General features: G+C 54.1%; 13 protein-coding genes. 6 read left to right on the top strand and 7 right to left on the bottom strand.

Annotated features, from left to right (window positions below):
- Positions 1 to 94: 94 nt before the first annotated feature.
- The gene (locus SHM7688_RS19425) at positions 95 to 514 is read right to left on the bottom strand and encodes a very short patch repair endonuclease (protein ID WP_306341264.1); all 420 of its coding nucleotides are present in this window, start codon (positions 512 to 514) and stop codon (positions 95 to 97) included.
- 102 nt (positions 515 to 616) lie between these two features.
- On the opposite strand from SHM7688_RS19425, the gene SHM7688_RS10575 reads away from it, so the two are divergent.
- Positions 617 to 2,161 (top strand): DNA cytosine methyltransferase, encoded by a 1,545-nt coding sequence (locus SHM7688_RS10575; protein WP_058239917.1) that lies wholly within the window; start codon positions 617 to 619, stop codon positions 2,159 to 2,161.
- Between the two features lies 1 nt (position 2,162).
- On the opposite strand, the gene SHM7688_RS10570 is transcribed toward SHM7688_RS10575, so the two are convergent.
- From SHM7688_RS10570 to SHM7688_RS10550, 5 genes are read right to left on the bottom strand one after another with little or no spacing between them, the layout of a single operon-like run.
- On the bottom strand, positions 2,163 to 3,068 hold the full coding sequence (locus SHM7688_RS10570) for a DUF2971 domain-containing protein (RefSeq protein WP_058239916.1): 906 nt from the start codon (positions 3,066 to 3,068) through the stop codon (positions 2,163 to 2,165).
- Positions 3,028 to 5,115, bottom strand: coding sequence for an AIPR family protein (locus SHM7688_RS10565; protein ID WP_058239915.1), 2,088 nt, complete (start codon positions 5,113 to 5,115; stop codon positions 3,028 to 3,030). The genes SHM7688_RS10570 and SHM7688_RS10565 overlap by 41 nt, the downstream gene beginning before the upstream one ends.
- Positions 5,108 to 6,070, bottom strand: a complete 963-nt coding sequence (locus tag SHM7688_RS10560; protein ID WP_199556619.1) for a PD-(D/E)XK motif protein — start codon at positions 6,068 to 6,070, stop codon at positions 5,108 to 5,110. Before SHM7688_RS10560 ends, SHM7688_RS10565 begins: the two co-directional genes overlap by 8 nt.
- Complete coding sequence (locus SHM7688_RS10555) at positions 6,057 to 8,804, bottom strand: Z1 domain-containing protein (RefSeq protein ID WP_058239913.1); 2,748 nt, start codon at positions 8,802 to 8,804, stop codon at positions 6,057 to 6,059. Before SHM7688_RS10555 ends, SHM7688_RS10560 begins: the two co-directional genes overlap by 14 nt.
- The gene (locus tag SHM7688_RS10550; protein WP_058239920.1) at positions 8,801 to 10,306 is read right to left on the bottom strand and encodes an ATP-binding protein; all 1,506 of its coding nucleotides are present in this window, start codon (positions 10,304 to 10,306) and stop codon (positions 8,801 to 8,803) included. The genes SHM7688_RS10555 and SHM7688_RS10550 overlap by 4 nt, the downstream gene beginning before the upstream one ends.
- 508 nt (positions 10,307 to 10,814) lie before the next feature.
- Between SHM7688_RS10550 and SHM7688_RS10545 the strand changes: the two genes are divergently transcribed.
- Together SHM7688_RS10545 and SHM7688_RS10540 are read left to right on the top strand one after the other, a co-directional pair.
- On the top strand, positions 10,815 to 11,693 hold the full coding sequence (locus SHM7688_RS10545; protein WP_058239912.1) for an ArdC family protein: 879 nt from the start codon (positions 10,815 to 10,817) through the stop codon (positions 11,691 to 11,693).
- On the top strand, positions 11,690 to 11,893 hold the full coding sequence (locus tag SHM7688_RS10540; RefSeq protein WP_058239911.1) for a hypothetical protein: 204 nt from the start codon (positions 11,690 to 11,692) through the stop codon (positions 11,891 to 11,893). The genes SHM7688_RS10545 and SHM7688_RS10540 overlap by 4 nt, the downstream gene beginning before the upstream one ends.
- A 421-nt stretch (positions 11,894 to 12,314) precedes the next feature.
- On the opposite strand, the gene SHM7688_RS10535 is transcribed toward SHM7688_RS10540, so the two are convergent.
- On the bottom strand, positions 12,315 to 12,896 hold the full coding sequence (locus tag SHM7688_RS10535) for a Fic/DOC family protein (protein ID WP_058239910.1): 582 nt from the start codon (positions 12,894 to 12,896) through the stop codon (positions 12,315 to 12,317).
- 423 nt (positions 12,897 to 13,319) lie between these two features.
- Between SHM7688_RS10535 and SHM7688_RS10530 the strand changes: the two genes are divergently transcribed.
- The 3 genes from SHM7688_RS10530 to SHM7688_RS10520 are packed head-to-tail and all read left to right on the top strand — an operon-like array spanning position 13,320 to position 17,563.
- Positions 13,320 to 13,910 carry a helix-turn-helix domain-containing protein gene (locus SHM7688_RS10530; RefSeq protein WP_058239909.1) on the top strand — a complete coding sequence of 197 codons (591 nt, stop codon included), beginning with the start codon at positions 13,320 to 13,322 and terminating at the stop codon, positions 13,908 to 13,910.
- Positions 13,897 to 15,708: a relaxase/mobilization nuclease domain-containing protein gene (locus SHM7688_RS10525; protein ID WP_058239908.1), complete on the top strand. Its 1,812-nt coding sequence runs from the start codon at positions 13,897 to 13,899 to the stop codon at positions 15,706 to 15,708. Before SHM7688_RS10530 ends, SHM7688_RS10525 begins: the two co-directional genes overlap by 14 nt.
- Positions 15,701 to 17,563 carry a type IV secretory system conjugative DNA transfer family protein gene (locus SHM7688_RS10520; RefSeq protein ID WP_058239907.1) on the top strand — a complete coding sequence of 621 codons (1,863 nt, stop codon included), beginning with the start codon at positions 15,701 to 15,703 and terminating at the stop codon, positions 17,561 to 17,563. The genes SHM7688_RS10525 and SHM7688_RS10520 overlap by 8 nt, the downstream gene beginning before the upstream one ends.
- Positions 17,564 to 18,086 lie beyond the last annotated feature (523 nt).

The raw sequence follows: 18,086 nt of genomic DNA, 5'->3' as shown, positions 1-18,086 counted from the left end.
CTGTTCGTCCGAAAATCTGCGTTTCATTGTCCATCCTTTGCTTGGACGGATTACTAACATCTCAATGGCCCGATTTCAGGGGGCTGGGTCAGGGTCAGTTTATGGTCAGCTCTCCGATTTCGATCTCGACGGCTTTGCTTTTTAACCAGTTTGAAAGTTGATCGGTGGCGGATTCTATTTGCGAAGCGTGTCTAAGTGAGCACTCCCAAACAATCGCAACCCGCCAGCCGCCCGCCTTTAATGCATCTTGGACTGCTTCATCTCGAGAAACGTTCGCTGTGAATTTGTTTTGCCAAAACTCCCGACGAGTTGACGGCGTTGTGGTGTATTTGCAACCGGGATGGCGATGCCAGAAACAGCCGTGAACGAATACTGCAGCATTGTATTTTGACAAAAGTATATCCGGTTTCCCGGGAACCCGCGTCGAATGTAGCCGAAAACGATAACCCCGTGCGTGTAGCACCCTCCTGAGCACCACTTCAGGCTTGGTGTTTCGCCCCCTGATCCCCGCCATCATTCGGGAACGGGTCTGTTTGTCGACAATATCTGTCACTTAGCACCTGGCATTTGATCCTGTCCCTGGTATACACCGCCTGAATTGTTTCAGGAGCCTGATTTGCCCTCAACTTTTGGTATAGCGGATTTGTTTGCAGGGCCGGGAGGCCTGGGGGAAGGGTTCACCTCTTTCGTCAAGAATGCGCATTCGCCGTACAAGATCGGGATATCTGTTGAAAAGGAAGTCTCGGCACATCGAACCTTGACGCTTCGCGCCTTTCTGCGTGAGTACAAAGCTCGCCATGGCAGCCTGCCGGAGAAGTACATTAATTTCCATGCAGGTCAGATTGAGGAACCAGACTGGGCCTTGGTTGATGCTGATGCTTGGTCTGTGGCTACAAGTGAAGCCCAATGCTTGGAGCTGGGTACCGTTTTGGCGGCCAATACAATCGATCGAGCGATTGAGCAGCTCCGGTCCGATTTCGAGGAAACCATCCTGATCGGCGGTCCACCTTGCCAAGCTTACTCGCTGGTCGGCAGGGCGCGCTCGAGAGGAAAGAGCGACTATGTGCCCGAAGATGATGAGCGGCACTACCTGTTTCGTGAATACATCAGGGTGTTGAAGCAGCTACGCCCCGCCGCATTCGTGATGGAAAATGTGAAGGGCATGCTCTCTTCGACAGTTGAAAGCAAGCAAGTCTTTGAAATGCTTATGGAAGACTTGTCGTCACTTGGTGCCGGAGACGACCATGTTTATGAAATCCGTGCGATACGGGTAAAGGATGGAAAGGCATTCCTCAGGGAGGCCCAAAAGCGATCCGACTTCGTTGTTCGCGCCGAGGAATTCGGTGTTCCTCAACGAAGGCACAGAGTTATCATTGTAGGTATCCGTTCCGACATGGCGCAAGGCGCTGCATCTGCGTCAATAGACGTGGCTGGTGGCCCCAAGACCGTGAGTGATGCAATCGGGAACCTGCCGGAGTTGAGAAGTGGTCTCAGTCGCGGTCGTGATAGTGTCGATGCTTGGCGAGAAACCGTGGTGGACGCGGCCAGCCTGCTTTCAGATCTCTACAAAGAGGAGGGAGAGGCCGAACTGAGCGGTGTCTTTACAGATCTGGCAAAAGAACTTCCCGGACAGGCAAATCTACCGCGAAAATCAACTAGGCTTCCAAATGCGTATGGCGAGTCCGAGGATGATTTCCTTCGTTGGATCGAAAGACCGGAGCTCCGTGCGGTGGCACAACACGAAACGCGCGGACATATGCCATCTGATCTTGGGCGCTATCTTTTCGCTGCCGCCTTTGGGGAGGAGAAGGGTTTCAGCCCCAAAGCCGCGAACTTTCCCAGTGATATCAGCCCAGCACACCGGAACTGGCATACCGGCGTGTTCAACGACCGATTTCGCGTTCAATTGGCTAGAGAGGCTGGCACAACCGTAACTAGCCACATCTCAAAAGATGGGCACTATTTTATCCATCCGGCCCCCCGTCAGTGTCGCAGCTTGACGGTTCGCGAAGCTGCAAGGATTCAGACTTTCCCGGACGACTACCTTTTTCTCGGCAACCGCACCCAACAATATGTGCAGGTTGGCAATGCGGTGCCGCCATTTCTCGCGCAACAGATTGCGGAACTCGTTTTCGAGGCTCTTCAAGGAGAAAGCGACTAGTTCAGTCGAAAACCAGCCCGTAAGAGGCATTCGCTCTACGAGCGGTCTTGACGGTGACCGCAGGGTAGTGCTGCATCAAGATGCCCAATATCCGCGAACGATTGTCATCTGTCATCCGCTCGCCCAAGATGATTTCCTTGACTGCCTCGCGTGGGTAGGGATGCGATATCGGTGCTGTGTCTCTTCGACTGGTCTGAACTAAAAGACGTCGTTCTCGTTCATAGCTCCATTCTACTGGTTTTGTTGCGAAGACTTCCTGCCAAACCGATTGCATCTTCCTCACTGCCTCGTCGGCGGCGTCTTGGTAGTCAGGGTTTTGTCCCTGTTCTTCAATTGCCATTTCATGATACCACTCCTGATCCTTGGAAATTCCATAGACCAGATTGTCGATCGCCGGTGGAGTTCGGGTGTATGCAACCTGCGCAAGGTACCCTTCTGAAACAGTGTCCATGATCTTGCCCTCATCAAAGGCCAAACAGAAGCCCCGAAGGCCATCAGCATAGTGAGACCACATGAGCAGATTGTCCCTATCTGAGGCAAAGCAGGAAATCCGGACCTCCTCACGCATGCTCTGAAACGGTAGCCCGTTGTCCTTGCACTCATCGAAATAACCAAGTGCCTCCTGAACGAAACCAGCATCACTGGTAGCTTGCTCGATTGACGAAAATTCGAAACCCCAAGCTGCAAGAGCGGCTAGAAACCTTTCAGGTTCTCTCGCGGCATTCGGAATTCCTTCGTGAATGTTACTCCAAAACTCGAAAGGGTCGTTGTATGCCGAATAGTGCTGGCAAAAAATCACACCATTCTCAAGATTTTGAAACGCGTACTCCGTGGGAGCATTGAATTTTAGAAGCTCTTGCCGCACGTCAATCAGCGCTTTCCAGTAGGCCGGACGAGTACCCTTCATCGCGTAGTTTTGAAAGCGCTGTCATGGCAATCGCGCATTGCTTCTCGGACGGCATCTTGTTTGGTATTGCGGCGCAGGTTTCCAGAACGCCGTTTTCCCTCGGAGACAGCAAGCCTCGTTCCCGCGACCAGTTTCGCGCTTCCGCCCAGAAAGGAGCACCAAGCCTGTGCACCTCAAGCTCCGCTTCAAGGCTGTCTTCTACCACCTGGTCCCCGCGTGCTTCCTTGACGTTCTCGTCGGCCAGCTCTGGAGATATCAGAGCGCGGTCGAAATCATCTGAGTAGGTCAACTCCCTGTCGGACAGCCATTTCCAACAAGGTTGCTTTTTGGCCCATTCACTGAAGTTTCGTACGCCTTCCGGCGGATGCGTAATTACGTCCTGTGCCTCGGCACCGGTGATGAGGAGCGCATCCTTCAACTCCTCCGAGATTGCCTGGTGTCGCCAGATTGTATCCAGATCAACCTCCATCTCACGTTCACGAGTATCGTGGACGACCTTTGAGATGGCATAGGTCACGATGTTGGCACGGTATCCTCCCTCATACCATTCCGCGGCAGACACGAGCTTCTCGGTCGCACGAAACACGATCGCCTTGGCGATCATCCGCTTGAACCAGATCTGATCAAACGCTTTCCCTTCTGAACCCCATCGACTCCCGATGCGTTTGGCAAATTCGGAAAAGTTTTTCTGGGCACCGAGGCTGACAACTTGTGGAAGGCCCGACCAGGTGTTTTCGTATTTAGCCAGATCGGTTTTGGTCAGAAACTGGGACCGCGGAAACTCCGCATCGAATTTCTTGCGCTCCGCCGGTGTTCTGCGGCCACGCTCGTCGGCGTATTGCCCCCGCGCTCGTTCATAGAACCACTTTGTTTCCCGGTACCCACCTTGGCCTGCAGGCGCGAGAACACGGCGCGACAGTTCTTCTGTCCGAATGTGGAACGGATGATTTGAGAAGAAGTCGGCCGCATTCACCTTGTTCTGGCTGTTTGCGTACTCCGATATACGAGGCACAACCTGCTCGGACTGTTCATGCGGCACGATCGTCAATTTCATTTGAACGTGCACCTGTGCCAACTGCTCCTCGAATGACTTGCGCGCTGCGTGCAAGGATGCAGTGGTCTGACCACCGTTTACAATTTGCAGATTATCTGCCTGAACAAGCTGCAGGCCGTGGTCGGTCTGTTTCACTTCGATTGAGTCTGCTGTGGCACTAAGCCCGTTGTTGTATGGAAAGAACATGTGCGGCTCGTCGCGGATGGTGTCGCGAATGCCCCGGTTCACCTTGCTCCGTGCCTGAAGGAAGCTCCTGACATTTGCCTCCAGAAGACGTGGCCCCCACTTGTCATAGATGGCCGCCAACTGTTGGCCGGGCATTACGGCCAAGTAGCTGTCAAGCGAAGCCTCGCCACCTGACGCTTCGAGTATCGGTATCCCCCCACCAAAATCACGTTCGAAATCGATCACAAGATTTGCTCTTGCCTGCCCTTGCTCCACGAATTGCTTGAGCCGCTTGAGATCCCAAACGCTGAGGGTCACAGGTTTGCCATCTAGATCAGTCACCTTGGCAGCGTCTGCGCGTGTTCTGGAATCAGCGTTTGATACGATGATCAGCTTGATCTTCTCGACATTCTTCCAAGTCGTTGCGATCAGGTCCGCCACACCGAACCCGGCGCTTGTTTCCTCGAGTTGCGATCTGAAGTCAGGCTTTAAGCTCGCCTTCAGAAAGCGATGCGCGGTGTTAAGCAGAACCTGCAATCGGTCTTTGTGAATGAGACGAACTTCATCCGTGATGTCGAAGTCGCAGAGAATGAGGCTTAGTATGCCGTCACCGTCTCGCGGATCACCGCCGTAACCGTCGATCCGCGCTGTGTGACCAGAGACTTTACCCTCATAGTATGCTCGGTTTGCACCATCCAGTTCACCAGCTTCGGTCAGGAGCTCTCCGACCTTTTCGAAGAAGGCTTCAACTGTAACCAGCCCAAGAACATCGGCATCACCCTGGATGTCTGCAATCAGTTGGCGATGAAACTCCACCAACTCACTCATTTTCGAGGCCTTTCCTGATTGCCTCGATCAGATCACCTTCGAGTTTGTACGGCTCGCATGCTTCCAGGGAGACGGAGTATCGAACGCCCTCAATGCCAGGAAGCAAGGGGAGGGGTATCCGAGGAAAGCTGCCAACCACCTCGTAATCCGCTGCCGCTCCCAACAGCCACCGTCTGTCATCGTAGGTGTTTTCCGGGTCATAACCCGTCGAGTACAGAGCTTCTTCCCACGCTTCGAAAACACTTCCATTTTGTTCGAACAACTTGGCGGTCATTCCGACATGGTCGTGAAGACTTTGGCCCTCTGGCAGCACAGCTGACGCCACATTGATCACTCTTAGAAAAAGACGGCTGCCCTCGACATCCGCTAATTGATCTTCGGATGAAATCGCGATGAACGGTTTCGCTGCGGCCCTACGGGTTTTCACCTCAACACAACTTCCGATGAGTTCGAAATCCTTGGATGAGCCACTTGGCCCGGTCCATGCTTCGATGGCCGTTTCTGAGCCTAAATCTGAAACCAAGACTCGCAGAAAGGCTAATTCACCAACAAGGCCACGTTGCTCTTCGACCGACAATCCCCCAAGCCGACCGCCACGCAACAGGTGGTGCCAACGGTGGGTTCTTTGAAGGGCCCTGGAAAGAGCATCTTCGACATCGTTGCCCGCCTCTCCAGCAGCGACAACATCACGGCAAAGCGTTTCGAAGATCTCGACCTGGCTCCGTTCTTTGAGGCCAAGCACGAAGGCCGACCCTCCGATTGCGGGCCGAAATGAAACCATAAGGTTCTTTAGCTTGGGCAAGCGTGGTGTTAGCTGCGGCATCGAAGCTAATCTCAGCATCAGACCGGGCATGTTGTCTTCAAGCGCGATCCAGAAAAAATCGTGACGGCCTTCCTCGTAGACACGTCTTGCTTCATCTGATGCGAGGTTTTCCCAAGGGTCACGATGCTGCAAGGGCCGCCTCCTGTTCGTCATCTTCGTCCTCGTCGCCAAATAGCTCTTTGTATCGAACAGTGTTCACCACGTATTCAATACGTTCAGCGGGTCTGTTGGAGACCGGCAAGCTGATCCCCCAAGCTGTTGCAGGGGCGGTCGGGATCATTGCCACTCCGTCGGCGTCTTCCTTGCCGGTGGGAGGTTTGGGTCGGACGAAATGCAGAATGAACAGGCCACGGTCTCTTTGGCGCCGGTAAATCGAATCCGGGTAATTGACTCGCTCTCCAGCTTTCTTGCCCTTTGCCTCACGATAGGAGGCTTCCGCGATCTCGGCTTTGGTAACATCGACACCGGCTTTTTCGATGCCGCGGGAGGCAACCCGCATGCGCTTCCCGCTGAACGACATGAACTCATGCTTCAGGTCGTGGAGGTCGACATATCGGCTTGTGGGTATGATGGGCGTCCCAAGCGTCATATCGGGTTCACCGTTTGCGAGACTGGGAATGAGGACATCCCAAGTGCGCAATTCATCGCCCTTTCGAGCGCGAATGTAACTACGCACAGGTCCCGTTTCTGTTGTTACGCTCTGCTCTGCGTTCCGCCATCCGGCGAGAAACTCATCGATGTATTCAACGTGCACTCCACGTATCAGAGTCCCCCAGGGCGTCATTTCTTCTGAGAAATTGCCGCTTTTGAGTTTCGAAACCAATGATTTTGCGATCCCGATGTTAGCACTTAGGTCTCCAGACTTGATGCTCACTCTGGAGGTTTCGACAAACTTGTTCGACAAACCTATCAGTGTTGTGATTTTTTTGCCCGATCCCATCTTGTTACGCGCCGTGACGAGTAGTGAGGCGGGATGGCTTCTCACTGCCAGACCGAACATCCGCGGCGTCGCCTTGGCCTTTTCCATGGTGCGAAGTTCGTCGTGCAACTCTTCGGCTGCATTGGCTATGAAGGAGTACCAGTCGATTGCTTCCGGCGGCATCCAGATCCGGCACAGATCTTCATACCCGCCTCGATAGCCGAACCAACGCCCCATCTGCATGAGAGTGTCGTACATCATCGTGTTCCTCAGGAACCACGTCACGGTGAGCCCTTCAAGTGTAAGGCCACGTGAAAGCGAATATCCTCCAACTGCGATATAGGTTCGGCCTTTCACGCCGTGCTCTTCTCTTGGGTAGTCAAGGCTATCCGGGGAGTCCTTGTTCACTTCGACGGCCCTTGCCGACGCGATTGCCTCATGCAATTCCGCTTGAACCGACGCCCAACCATGGTCATTGCCTGCGTATTCTGCCCTCCAGATTTCCTTGAGGGCCGCTATCTCCGGATCGTCCAGTCCAGCTGCCCCTTTGCTTGCATTTACTCGTGCCGAGTTCTGAATGCGTTCGAGTACTTCGTGGATTCGATTGCGTATCTGTCGTTGAACCGGATTTCGCCAACTTGCGTTGACGAGCATGGAGCAATGTTTGTGCGCATCTCCCCTCAGGTTTCTGATAGTTTTGGCGAGGACAAAAGTTCTGACGGCACGAACCAATGATTCAGGTAATCCTTCCAAGATAAAATCTTGTGGGTGCTTGACCGGCAAAACATCTTCGTTGTCGGTGATGAATCTCAACCAAGTTGGTTCACCTTCGTCCGGCAAGCCATCAACAAAGACCCTGGTTGGTCCGAAGTAGTTGGTTGGTGCATCCAGCCCGATGATGAAATCACCAGGAAACAAATCTTCCTCGTGCATCTCATCTTCTTGGTCCGGGTCGATGAAGATGTTCGCAAACGGGGTTGCCGTGTAGCCGACATAACAGCTTCGATGGAACATCTTCAGCAAATCTCTGATCTGGCCGTTGATCGTTGTAACCAAGTCTTTCCCGTATTTTGTGTTGATGGAAGCGTTGTCAGCCTCATCGTCAATCAGGAGCATGGGCTGGTCGATCATTTCTTGATCGCCACGAGCGCTGTTGTCCTTCAACCAGTCCAGGAGGTTGCCTAGCGTCCTGTGATTCTTCTTGATTACAAGAACAACTGGTTCGACGTAGTCTCCGATTTCGCTGCTGTCGCTATCGGCTCTCGCCTTGTTAAAATCGTGGAATCGCGTGGTAAGGCAGACTGGCCTTCTTTCAGGGCCAAAATTTCCTGCGCCAATAACGTATTTGCGCCCTCCTAGATCTTGGCCCCACTGTTTCCCTGAATCAAATCCGATTAGCCCTTCGTCGATACGTTCTTGGGTCTGATCTCGAAGGTTGTTATGTATCCCGGCGATGACGATGATCAGCCGATAACCTGCATCTGCGGCTTTGCAGACCAGTCCCGTATAGTTGGCAGTCTTCCCGCTTTGAACATGCCCGACGACCATGCCTCGCCGATCCCACTGTTTTTCGAGGCGTGGATTTCCGAGACGGCTCAAAATGGTGTCTGTGACCTTGTCAGTTGCGATTACGACATCCTTCGGCAGGCCCTTCTTCAGCAGCATCTTCTGGTAACGTTTCCAATAGAAGGGATTAATCGTGGATTTCGCGTCATCAAGCCAAGGCTCGAAATCCTCGCTGTCCACGACAGCACCCAATCCCGCCTTGATGCCTTGGGAGTGCTCGATCGCGCGGGCGACCTTTTCGATCTCTTCATCGCTCAATCCTGGTGGTATGTTGGATGCAACACCGCGGACGAAAGCTCGAAGTTCATCTTCGGTCTTGCGGGGTTGATGGAAAAGGCCCATCTCGACCATATCTTTGACGGCTTCCATTGTGCTGTTCATTGCACTTTTGTCCTCAAATATTCTTCAATCAATTGCGAAACCGAACTCCAATTGGAATTCAGCATTGGGTAGCTTTGCATGGTTTCTGGCAGGGCATCTGCATCGACGCCATTTTCCATCAACGTAGTTGCGAGAGAAAAAACCAGTTCCTTCAAGTCGTTTTCCTCGGTCACGTCCGGCGTAACGGCCTCGCCGTTGCCGACAAACTCGGCGTGAAGGGTTTCGATTGGCAGGCCGGATCCAATAAGGCGCAGACACCGATCAAATCCTTCTCGCAGGTGTTCCGGCAGTTTTTCTGCAAACTCGCGGAAAACCGGATGCTCATGGTTGGGACGGAAAATGATCTGTTCGTCCCTTTGCACGCGGTTCCAAAGCGGGAAGCGGCTTTCATCCACAAGTTTCCGGCCGCGACTGCGGTAGGTTCTTTTTGAGGTTCCTGCAAACCTCTCCACCACTTTTTTCAAGCGTTCTCGGACTACTGGCGGCAGTTGAGCCGAGGCTTTCTTGACGTCGATTTTCCATTCGGCGTCCATGGTGTTCGGAATATCGACCGCTATGCGGCAGAGCTTGGTAAGTTCGGATTGCCGCGCTAACCCCAACCACCCGCCCGCAATGATCAGACGGTTTTCGCGATAAACGTACAGCCCTTGGGATTTTAAGTGTCCCTCGGGCCCACCTATTTCTTCCCAAGCTTCTCGGGACATGCGTTTGTGGTGCGGGAGTGTGTGGCAACGTACGTGAATGATCCCGTTCTTGAGGCGAAGCGGATCATCCGGATCTTTCTGCGTAGCGGGATGGTTGCTTGCCATGGGGTCGATGGGCTTCAAGGTCCGACCGTTGAGTGACAGTTTGATGCGGGGAGTTGGCCCTTCAAGAAATCGATGAAAGACCAAACGGAGATGGTGCTCTGCACCCGCCACCTCTGCGTTCAAATGCGCAGCACGTTTTGCTCGATCATGAGTATACCCACCGCTCAACCGGTCGAGTTTCTCCCAGACAACCACGGTGCCGGATTCTGGCAGAAGATCAAAGCCATTTACAGTCTCCCAATCGTCAATAAGCTCGAGGCTCCAATCGTTGCGCCTAGCAACGCGGTCAAGGTCCCAGCGTGCGCACGCGACTTTGCCTCCACGGCGCGTCAAAACCGTCAATTTTCGGCATTGCGAGAGGCTAGCGCTTTTCAATCCTAAGCCAAAGCGACCTAGGTCCTTGGAGGCTCTTGTCGCTGTCGGATTCTTCGAACCCAGTCGCATGGCCTCGATGAGTTCAGCTTCAAACATGCCGATGCCATTGTCCGCCAGTGCGATCCACGGCATGTCTAACGACGTATTGGCGACCAGCTGTACTACGTTAGCATCGGCAGTGATCGAATTATCTATAATGTCAGCTAGAGCGGTTTCGAGACTGTATCCAAAATCACGATGCCCTTCGATAAGTGAGGCCGCATACGGAGTTGCATCGACCTCTCGAATGTTGGTTTTAGGTCCCGGAACTGGTTTCATGTGAAATATCTTGGCTATCAATGAACTGATTACAATCTAAAGATTATTTCCTGGCATTTGCCAACTATCTTTCGGAGTGCCCTTCGATTGCGGACTGAACGAAACTCGTAGTCTGCTATATCGCCGGAGATGGATGGGTAAACTTGGGCTTGACGGGCCTTCAGCCCGCTAACCCCAGTCCAAGCATTTATTTGGTGTTTCCGCCCAACATCCCTGATCGTGGCGGTCAACCTTAGTCCATCCCCAAAATCAGGCACCAATTTCCCCTGTCTCGCGGTCGAGCCATTCCTCGCGGGGCAAATTGGTGTCTGATTTTGTCGCAGACATTTTCTTCGCAAATGTGGCCGATTGACAGCCCCGTTCAGGGCCGCGGGTCGGGCTTTGCCCTCTCCCACTCTGTTCCGCCGAATACATGCGTATTCGGTCAGATCAGGTGGCCGAGGCGCAGCCCATCGGCGGAAGGGGGCGCGAAGCCTCACCCGCGTCACTTTGATCGAGGAGGCCACCAATGGCACCGAAGTTTGATGTTTATACTCATATCACCGACACCATTATTGCAGAGATCGAGGCAGGCACACCGCCATGGCGCAAGCCGTGGATTGGGAGCGCGTCGGGCATTGCCCTGCCGAGCCGACATAACGGGGAGGAGTATCGCGGGATTAATGTCTTAATGCTCTGGGTCATGGCGGCCAAGCATGGCTATGTGTCCAGCCGCTGGATGACCTACAAACAGGCGCAAGAACTGGGCGGCCAGGTCCGGAAAGGTAAGACGTCGTCCACCGTGGTCAAATACGGTACATTCACCCGAGAAAACGAACAGGGGCTCGAGGAAGAGCTGCCCTATGCGCGCGCCTATCGCGTGTTCAATGCGGATCAGATCGAGGGCTTGCCGGAGGATAACTACATCCGGCCCGAGGCCCCGCGCGACCTTGGGACGATGGAGGATCCGGAGCTTGAGGCGTTTTTCGACCGGACAGGGGCGGATATCCTCACCAGCGACGACCCACGTGCCTACTACAACCCCGCCGAAGACCACATTCACATGCCGCCGGTTGCCACGTTTCACAAGGCGGCAGGCTACTATGGAACGTTGGCCCATGAGGTGATCCATTGGACTGGCAGCGAAAAGCGTCTGGAGCGGATCAAAAAATTTGCGAACCGTGAGGCCTATGCCTTTGAGGAGCTGGTTGCAGAAATCGGCGCGTGTTTTCTTGGTGCTAAGATCGGCGTTGCACCAGAATTTGACCAAAGCGCCGCTTATGTTGAAGGCTGGTTGAAAGCACTGAAGGAGGACAAAAGGGTGATTTTCCGTGCGGCGTCCGAGGCGCAGAAGGCAGCCGATTTTGTTCTGCAGGCCGCAGCCAAATCTGAGGAGGTCGCAGCATGAAACCCGACTATCACAGCGACGATTTTGCAACCGCGCGGCTGGATGATGTCCTGTCCCTCAGAGGCGCTGCCCAAGAAGCACGCGCAACGCTTTATGCGGTTCTGAACCGGCTGGAACTGAACGATATGGAGGGGGAAGAGCAGCCATTCATTGATGATTGCCTTGGTGCTATTGCAATTCTTGAGATGGCGTTGCAATGATTTTGGAAAAGATCAAAACAGCAGTGGACGCGGGCAACCGCGTTCATTGGGTCAACAGCGGGTATGTGGTGAAGCGAGACGGCTTCGGGCGGTACCTCACCTACCTACATGCGGAATGGGTCAGCTACCGGTTTGGCCAGCCGGGATGGTAACCGCCTGAACGGCAAGCCTGATGAACTTCTCATCGCGGACAGTGCAGAGGATTCACCATGAAATTCTCTTAGATTAAGCAAGCGGCCCGATAGGGCCGCGCCAGCGTGCATCTGCAGGGGGGCTGCAATCTGCCCGATGGTGGTCAGGAATACTTCGATGATCCCAAATAGATCGATGGCTGGGCGGTCTATATCAGGTTAGAGCGAGTGTTTTGCCCTCTAGATTGTATCGTGTGCTGTCGCGCGGGGCGACGCGTCGGTTTAGTCGCTCAATCCATCATCAGGCGGATTGCCCGTGCCAATGGCGTATTGTCCCCATGAAAGCTGGCAATCATGGCCTGCATGAAAATATCCGGATCGATTTGATCTTCATGCATTTCAAACCCGGACACACTAAGAAGCAAATCCAGCAGCGTCAGCTGGCAGCGCCCATTGCCTTCACGGAAGGGGTGAACCGCGTTAATTTCAGCTATGAAATGTGCTGCGCGGTTCGCAAATTCGTCAGGATCAGGAAAATTGCGCAAATGATCTTCAGCAGCAAGTTGCGCGAAGAGCTTTTGCATTTCTGGATCAATGTACTCCGGGTAACAGAACCAATTTCCACCTTTGCCGGTTCGGATTTCTCGGGGATGCCCGGCCCAGTCATAGACATCCTGAAAGAAGTGATGATGGATTTTCTTGTAGTGGCCGTAGTCCAAGTTGCCCTCTGGCAAAGGTTCTTCTGAACGAGACAAGAACATCAGTTGCTCAAACTGATCAAGATCATCCTGATTTCGGAGATCTGCCTTGTTAATCAGAACCTGCGACCCGGGATAGCAAAGCGGATCCTCGGTCGCGTTGTAGCGGCTCATCAGCTCCGCTTGGCGGTAAAGGAACCAGCAATCGCGCTGCGCATTGCGTCACCTTTTAGACCGCGCCGTTCCATGCGGGCCATAAGAGTTGCAGAGCGTTCATTCAAAGACATGCCTTCGACCAAAGCAAACTTTGCAGCTTTGCCCTTGCCAACAGTCTTGGAAACAAACCGGCCCGTCGAAGACGAGCGTGTTATAGTAGCGCTTTTCCTCATAGGGCTAACCTACCATGGTTTGGTGAACAAATGCAAAAGGATACGTTGCCCTGTTTGGCCGGGCTTTGCCCGGCGGTTGCAGCCCGTGGTTGCTCCAAACGGAATACAGGCAGTTGAATCAATATTATAATATTGATTCAATTGTGGCTGAATGCCATAACAGAGCTGCCTGTATGAGACTGGCAAGAAATAGGGGTGATTACTTCACATGGGTCGACCGCGCACACCACGGCACAGGCGACTGACGCAAAACCAGCGTTTTGCCATTGTGCGTAAGCGTGCCGAGGGTGTGCCGATCGAGGATCTGGCTCGAGAGTTTGGCGTCACAACCCGCAGCATCTTCTACACATTGAAGGCCAATCAAAGCGGCAAACTCGACGGGCGTGTGCGCTCTGAGCTGGTGAATGTTCGGCTCACGCCGAAGGAGTTGGCGAGCTTTGATGCGGTGCTGACGCGCCATGATATCGCCAGCCGTGCGGAGGGGTTGCGGAGGTTGATCCATGCCTCAAATGATCTCTTCGTTCCCGATGATGAACTGGCCAACAAAATGCAGGGGCTCTCGGCCTCGCTCAATCGCACCGGCAACAACATCAACCAGATTGCGCAGCGCCTGAACGAGGCAAAGCGCCAGGGCAAGACGCCGCCTTATGGCAGCTCAGCCCATGGTCAGGTGCGCGCCTTGGCCAGGCTGATCTTCGACATCGCGGACGAGATTCAGGACATGGCGCAGCGTCGCCGCAGTGAGCTGTCCGGCGAGGTTGCCCGCGTTCTGGGAGGCTTTGCCGATGGCCCGGAATAGCGCCGTGGCCGCCGCACAGGAGGCCTTTTTCGACCGCGACTGGAGCCGCATTCGCGGCAGCGTTCCGCGCGCCCGCACAAAACAAATGGCGCGCGCCGCCATGGGGCATTCCCCCGCGATCTTCAAAGCCATTCGAGATGGCGGCACCCATACCAAAGCACAACTGCGCAATCAGTTGAATTACCTGACCACCAAGTCGAGTTTCATCATCGACAGCCGCGGCACCTATGACGGCCAAAGAATCTTGTCCGCCAAAGAGGCCGAGCAGGTCACGCGCCGGTTTTCAGCGCAGTGGAATGAAGGGTTTTATCCAAAGCTTGGGCATACCTCGCATCTCTTGATGGCCTTTCCGATTGGCACGCGCGGCGTGGATGTCGCCGAGATCACACGCGAGGTCTGCGAGCGGTTATTTCAGGGCGAAGGCAGCCACTTTGACTATATCGCGGCAGTGCATGAGGACCGGGACCATCCGCACGCGCATATCGTTTTGAACCGGCGCAGCAAGGATGGTGAGTTCTTCTTTTTCAAGAAGGGGCATCACTTCAACTACGACCGTTTTCGCGAGGCCATGGTCGAAGTGTCGGATCGCTTTGGGCTACGGCTTGAGGCCACCCGAAAACGCGAGCGCGGGATTACGACGAATAGGCCCAGCGACATTGACCAGCGTCGCGCAGAAGCCACGGGCCATAAGCTGACCGAGCGCGAGCGCGTTGGTCCGGAGCTCGACAATGCCTTGCGTGAGGTGGCGCAGAATGCGCGGCTTTATCGCGGCCTGGCTGCCGAGGCCTCGCGCGAGAACCAGTATGACATTGCTGCTGCTTTGGACAAGGCCGCGCGGCTCTTGGCGCAGGGCAAACCGATTGAAGCAGATGGAAAGGTATATGGCATGGCCGAGGAACAGCATTCCTTTGACGAGGTCGTGGATGCGTTCCACGGCAAGATTGAGCAGGCCGAAAAAGTGGTGGCCGATGCTCCGCCGGAGCGGCGCGCTGCGCTGGAGCAGGAGCTGAACGAGATCTATCGTTCAATCTCTCACCTCAGCCCAATTGGTGTGCGTTCTAACACTTTGCTGGAAACCCCGTCTGACAGTGGGATCTATTCGGCCGAGAATATTGCGGATCAGGTGCAGGACAAGCTGCGTAGTGATGCCGTGGCGGATCGGCTTCAGTTGGCATTGAAAGACACCGGTATTTCCAGGCAGGAAGTTGTGTCTCGTATCGAGATTGGCGCGCAGAATGCGGCGCTGGAGCGACAATGGCTTAGCCGGGATTTGGTTGCTATCGCTGAAACCGAAGGGCTCGACCTGTCTAAGCGTGACGATCTGGAAAAAGCTGTTGATCGCCTGGATGAGCTGCATGGTGAGCTGGGGCGAGTGCTGAACGAGGCGGCGATTTTGCGTGATGCAGGGGCAACCGAAGTGGTTGAAAATGACCGTGCGCCGGTCGAGAACCTGCCGCCGGTCGCGTCCGATGCTCTTCAGCACTTGCAGCAGGATCCGGCTTCAGATCCATTCCGAGATAATTTGGAGCGTGACACACTGCGCCGGGAACTGAATGAGCTAGTTGGTGATGACCGCGCCGCTGATCTGGCTATCGGTGATGAAAGCGCTTTGGAAGATCACCTCGAAGATCGGCTGGATCGCCTTTATGTGGCCAAGGCCTATCTGCAGAGTGAACCAGAGCTGGCGAATTCCGTCGCGATGGAACATGTGCTTAACGAAATCGCCAGTGAAGAGATTGAAGTGCAGCGCCAGCAGCATACAGAAATCGATGGCGAAAAGGGCGTGACTCATGGATAAAACCCGGATCGCGCTTGGCGTTTTCAGCTTTGCCTTGCTCGGTGCAGCTATGGGCTATGTCCTGGCGTCGGCCTTTCTAACATTCCATTGGTACGGGGTCGGGACCGATATCGATTTTCTGATGCTGGCACGCAGTTATGGGGTTTATCGAGCTACCCAGCCGGGCGATATGCAGGCCGTACACTTGATCATGGGTATCTGCACTGGAGCCGGTGTTTTGCTCAGCGCCGTTTTGATGAACGACGCTTTGACCAAATTCGGCGAAACCCACTGGCAACATATGTCCGAGATGAAGCGAAACGGCTTTTTCGGTAAGCTTGGCCACGGCTTCGTCCTCGGCAAAATGGGCAAGCCCAAGAGCCGCAAACCTTTTGTTATGTCCAAAGTTTTTCCTCACGCCCTGATCGTGGCTCCCACCGGACGCGGCAAGACGACGGGTTTTGTCATCCCAAATCTTTTGACCTACCAAGGCAGTGCAGTTGTGCTGGATGTGAAAGGCGAGAACTTCGAGGCAACGGCCCGCCACCGGGGATCGCAGGGCGACAAGGTGTTTCGTTTCGCGCCTACAGATTGGAAAGACGGTCGCTCACATCGGTACAATCCTTTGCTACGCATATCGGCATTGGAGAATGTCGATCGCCAGCAGATGGAGTTACAGCTCTTGGCTTCCTTGTTCCTGCAGGCCGAAAATGATCGTGTTCAGGGGCTTCTTGATGGTGGTATTGATCTATTCGTTGCGGCAGGTCTGTTGGCTTTCGAGCGCAAGCGGCCGACCTTAGGTGAGATCTATCGCATCACTGCCTCAGGCGGTGACAAGCAGAAGGAATATCGCCGCCGGGCTGACGAGGTGATCAATCCGGCCGCCAAGCTCATCTTCATGCGCATGGCATCGACCAACAATGACACGCTGACGTCATACCTTTCGCTGCTGATGACCTCAGGGCTGAAGCAATGGTCGAACCCTGCCATTGATCGTGCAACTGCAACCTCTGACTTTGACTTTGCGGACATCCGCAAAAGGCCTCTTTCGGTCTATTTGGTGGTCGAGCCCCTGATGGTGAAACCACTTGCCCCACTGATCCGGTTGTTTTTCTCAGATCTGTTGGCGTCGCTTCAGCATCATGAACCCGGCGAAAATGAACCATGGCCGGTGATGATTATGCTCGACGAATTCAACCGTCTTGGCAAAATGCCGATCGTGCTCGACAGCATCGAAACCCTGCGTTCCTACCGCGCCAATCTGGCGATCGTCACACAAACCATTCCCGCACTTGATGAGATCTACGGTGAAAATGCCCGCCGCGCGTTGCAGGGAAATGCAGGGATCAAGCTCTATCTGACCCCGTCCGATGAGAAAACCATCGAAGAATTGAGCAAGGCCGTCGGCAAGACCACCAAACGCGTGGTGACGCGTTCACGATCAGTCGGGCGCAATCCTTTCGCCGGGCGCAGTATATCCGAACGAACCGAGGAAACTGCGCTGTTGCCTGAAGATGAAGCCCGGCGCATGGATCTGGATGACATCGTTTTGGTGGTCGATGCGCAGATGCCAGTGCGGGCCAAGAGGGTCAAATACTATGAGGATTGGTTCTTCAAAGGCATATTTGATAAGCAGGTCGGGGAATTACCGTACCCGTCTGCCTCAGACCAGTTGCGTGGGATAAAGGGGCAGATCAATTCTCTAGAACGAAAGCTTCGTTCGTTTCAGCAATCTGAAAAGATGCAGAGAAGGCCTGAGATCGATCCATCATTGGCTTCAGCTGGAGAGCGGCAACCCAACCGGTCCCATTTCGTTGAAGATTATCAGAGAGCAACAACCCGTATCGATCAGTTTATGGACGGCGTTGAAACATGAACTTTGATCAGGCTTGAACGATTTTTGATTCGTCCTCTGATAGGCCGGTTTTGGATCACTTGGCTAAGTGTAGCGGCTTGAGATCATCCGGGCTTGGGCGCGAGATCATCGCAATTTTTGGCCCAGATTGTCTGAAACCCTAATTTTATTCTGGCTCACAATGCTTGCGACTGGGCGCAGATTATCTGAGACGGGCTCACATTGCTGAGACTCAGATCAAGGTCGCGAGACTGATGGCACTAAAGGTGAACTGCGGGGCAATGCGGTCATAGGTTGCCGGATCGGGTTTTCTCATGCAGCAAGGCCAGAAATTCGAAGCACATCCTCACCACCAGAATAACGGGCGTTTTCCTTGTGAGCGTTCCACTGATCGGTGCCCGTTGCGAGCAGCGGCCATTCACGCCTGGCGCGGTGAAGGTTCCAGGAGAGCCCATCCTTGACGAATGCTGCATCGTCGACCAACGTCTGCTTGGCTAATAGAGGTATAACGTCTGGCGCAACGCTTTTTGATTGTCAGCTGAGA

Source organism: Shimia marina, assembly GCF_001458175.1.
Taxonomy (GTDB): Bacteria; Pseudomonadota; Alphaproteobacteria; order Rhodobacterales; family Rhodobacteraceae; genus Shimia; species Shimia marina.
Note: the sequence above shows the minus strand (reverse complement) of the source record. Positions and strands in the feature narration are given on the sequence as shown.

Excerpts from the sequence above, each read along its gene's own strand:
- SHM7688_RS19425 (WP_306341264.1), bottom strand. The coding sequence starts at position 514 with ATGGCGGGGATCAGGGGGCGAAACACCAAGCCTGAAGTGGTGCTCAGG.
- SHM7688_RS10570 (WP_058239916.1), bottom strand. The coding sequence starts at position 3,068 with ATGAAGGGTACTCGTCCGGCCTACTGGAAAGCGCTGATTGACGTGCGG.
- SHM7688_RS10565 (WP_058239915.1), bottom strand. The coding sequence starts at position 5,115 with ATGAGTGAGTTGGTGGAGTTTCATCGCCAACTGATTGCAGACATCCAG.
- SHM7688_RS10555 (WP_058239913.1), bottom strand. The coding sequence starts at position 8,804 with ATGAACAGCACAATGGAAGCCGTCAAAGATATGGTCGAGATGGGCCTT.
- SHM7688_RS10550 (WP_058239920.1), bottom strand. The coding sequence starts at position 10,306 with ATGAAACCAGTTCCGGGACCTAAAACCAACATTCGAGAGGTCGATGCA.
- SHM7688_RS10545 (WP_058239912.1), top strand. The coding sequence starts at position 10,815 with ATGGCACCGAAGTTTGATGTTTATACTCATATCACCGACACCATTATT.
- SHM7688_RS10540 (WP_058239911.1), top strand. The coding sequence starts at position 11,690 with ATGAAACCCGACTATCACAGCGACGATTTTGCAACCGCGCGGCTGGAT.
- SHM7688_RS10535 (WP_058239910.1), bottom strand. The coding sequence starts at position 12,896 with ATGAGCCGCTACAACGCGACCGAGGATCCGCTTTGCTATCCCGGGTCG.
- SHM7688_RS10530 (WP_058239909.1), top strand. The coding sequence starts at position 13,320 with ATGGGTCGACCGCGCACACCACGGCACAGGCGACTGACGCAAAACCAG.
- SHM7688_RS10525 (WP_058239908.1), top strand. The coding sequence starts at position 13,897 with ATGGCCCGGAATAGCGCCGTGGCCGCCGCACAGGAGGCCTTTTTCGAC.
- SHM7688_RS10520 (WP_058239907.1), top strand. The coding sequence starts at position 15,701 with ATGGATAAAACCCGGATCGCGCTTGGCGTTTTCAGCTTTGCCTTGCTC.